Source organism: Stenotrophomonas sp. 05L44_2 (genome assembly GCF_056665995.1).
This window is the reverse complement of the sequence record NZ_JBFTNR010000586.1, coordinates 1-2,687: the sequence shown is the minus strand read 5'-3', so window position 1 is coordinate 2,687 and position 2,687 is coordinate 1. Positions and strand designations below refer to the sequence as shown.

Here is a 2,687-nt window from a genome sequence, read left to right as displayed (position 1 = left end):
GGGTGTACCAGAGCCTGGACAGCGCGCCTTCGCCCAACGCGCCGCGCAGGCCGTCGATGTGGCTCATCTGCAGCGGTTCCAGCCGCGCATGCGTGCCGGTCAACGTGGGTACCCGGGTCCAGTCTGCATGGTTCATCGCGCTCAGCCCTCCAGGCTCGGCGCACGCACCGCGCAGTGGTCGACATAGGTCCTGATCCGGTCGATGCCATCGGCACCGTACCAGAACACCTTCCAATGACCCTGCTTGTAGCAGCCATCGGACTCGGCGTAGTAGAAGTGGTTGATCGGGTTGCCGTTGCGCGAGCGCCAGAACAGCTGCGGGGTTTCCTCGCGCATCACGTTCCAGACCGCGCGGCCAAGGCCTTCGCCCTGGGCATCATCGAGCACGGCGAACTTGTCCAGGTACACGCCCTCGGCCTCATCGGTGAGGATCACCGCCGTGCGGTAGTTCTCGCTGACATACGCGCGCAGCAGCGTGGTCCTCTCGAAATAGTCCGGCACCAGGGTGCGGCCGAAACTGGATTCGATCAGGCCCTTCAGGCGCGGCAGGTCCAGCTCGCTCCAGGCGGTTGCACGCAGCACCTTCTCGCCCTTGCGCACCAGCGTTCCCGAGCCCTTGTGGGTGAACAGTTCCTTGGCCAGGTCGGCCGGCCGGGTGATCGACACCGACGATTCCAGCGGCAACCGGTCCAGCAGGGACTTGATCTGTTCGATCTTCACCTTCATGCCACCGTGGATCCACGGTTGTGCGATCAGGTGGTCGTACTCGGTGGACAGGTTGATCGAATCAATCACGCTGCCCTGCTCGTCCAGCAGGCCGCCGGTACCGGTCAGGAAGATGATCTTGTACGGCTGCAGCTCCTGCACCAGTTCGTTGGCGGCGAAGTCGGCATTGACGTTGAGGATCTGCCCACCGGCGGTCTCGCCCAGGCTGGTGATGACCGGGATCGAGCCGGCACGCAGGCTGGCCTCGATCGGCGCCAGGTTGACCTTCTTCACCTCGCCGACCAGGCCGTAGGTGTCCAGGCCCAGGTACTCCGCCTCGAACACGCCGCCGGTGATGGAGGTGGCGCGCGCGCCATTCTGCTGCAGCGCTTCGACCAGGCGCAGGTTGGATTGCTGGAACACCCGGCGCACGATCGCCAGCGCTTCCGGCGAGGTCACCCGCAGGCCGTTGACCGTCTGCTTTTCAATGCCGGCGGCCGACAGTTCCGCATCCAGCTGCGGGCCGGCGCCGTGCAGCACGATCGGGGTCAGGCCGACTTCCTGCAGGAACGACAGCGAGGAGGTCAGCGCGTCGAGATCGTCGCGCAGCACCGCGCCGCCGACCTTGACCACGGCGAAGCGCTTGGCGTCCAGCTGCGAAAAGCGCTTGAGGTACTGGCTGATCTCCTTCGCGCTGGCCATGCTCGAAAGCAGGCGCACGATGGTCTGGCGGGTCTGGCGGTGGGGCTGGAGGGCAGGAGACATTTCGGTTTCGTCACAGGCGGCGGTCGCCGCGTTGCAGTTCCGCCGCGCAGAAGCGCAGCGGCGTTGTGGGTCGATCAGGCGCCGGCGGCGATGATCAGGTGTACGGCATCGGTGTAGCGCTGCAGCTGCTCCAGCGTCACGAACTCATCGGCGGTGTGGGCCTGGGCGATGTCGCCCGGACCGAACACCATCGTGGTGTAGCCACCGGCCGAGAACAGCGACGCCTCGGTCCAGAAGTCCACCGCGTTGCCGATCGGCAGGTCCAGCGCGTCGGCCACGTCGCGCGCCAGCAGGCGGCGGTGCTCGGCTTCGGCGATATCTCCTGCCGGCAGGCTGGGGCCACGGAAGGTTTCGGTGAACAGCGCCGCTTCCGGTTCGGCGAAGCCGGCGAAGGTCGCCAGCAGCGCATCGATATCCATCGACGGCAGCGGCCGGAAACCAAAACGCACTTCCGCCGCCGGTGCGATCATGTTGGCCTTGATGCCACCTTCCACGCGCCCGATGTTGAAGCGCAGGCCGGTCAATCCACCGAAGCGTGCCGAGGCCAGCGATTGGACATGGTCCAGCGCGCGGTTGCCCCAGCGCATCGCCTGGTGCAGCGCACTGGCGGCTGCATCCTGCTTGCCCGACGCATGGCCGGCACGGCCGGCGAACTGCATCAGTACCGAGCTGATGCCACGATGCGCGAGCACCGCCTCGCTCATGGTCGGTTCGGCCACCAGCACCGCTTCGTACGCAATGCCCCGGGCCAGGAACGCCGCGATGCAGCGCGGATCGTTGGCTTCTTCATCGCTGGAGAACAGGAAGGCCGCGTCGCCATCACTGGCATTGGCGGCCGCCACCAGCGCCGCAGCCGCGCCCTTGATGTCACACACGCCAAGGCCGACCACGCGGTCGTCCAGGCGGCGCATCACGTGCGGGTCGGCACTCCAGTGCGGCGAGTCTGGCACGGTGTCCAGATGCACGTTGAACAGGTACTTCGGCGTGCCGCGCACGGCATACAGGCTGACCGCGCCGGCGCCATGGTCGATCACCTCCACATTGAACCCGGGCAGKTTGTCGCGCAGGTAATCGAAGATGCCACCGGTGGTGATCGCACGCGGCGGGTTGCGGGTGTCGAAGGACACCAGTGCCTGCWGGTGATCGAGCGTCTGTTCAAGCATGAATCAACAGTTCCTGTGGAATTCCGCCGGGCATGGCCCGGCGCTACCGGAACG

Annotated in this window: 2 protein-coding genes and 1 pseudogene; all 3 read right to left on the bottom strand. The window is 66.4% G+C overall.

The window, feature by feature from the left end; all coding sequences use genetic code 11:
• Positions 1-136, bottom strand: a pseudogene (locus AC1VAN_RS17795) (GNAT family N-acetyltransferase); the annotation flags it as partial.
• Between the two features lie 5 nt (positions 137-141).
• Positions 142-1,470, bottom strand: a complete 1,329-nt coding sequence (locus AC1VAN_RS17790) for an acetylglutamate kinase (protein ID WP_025876427.1) — start codon at positions 1,468-1,470, stop codon at positions 142-144.
• Positions 1,471-1,544: 74 nt separating this feature from the next.
• The gene (locus AC1VAN_RS17785; protein WP_480986339.1) at positions 1,545-2,633 is read right to left on the bottom strand and encodes an acetylornithine deacetylase; all 1,089 of its coding nucleotides are present in this window, start codon (positions 2,631-2,633) and stop codon (positions 1,545-1,547) included.
• Positions 2,634-2,687: the final 54 nt, after the last annotated feature.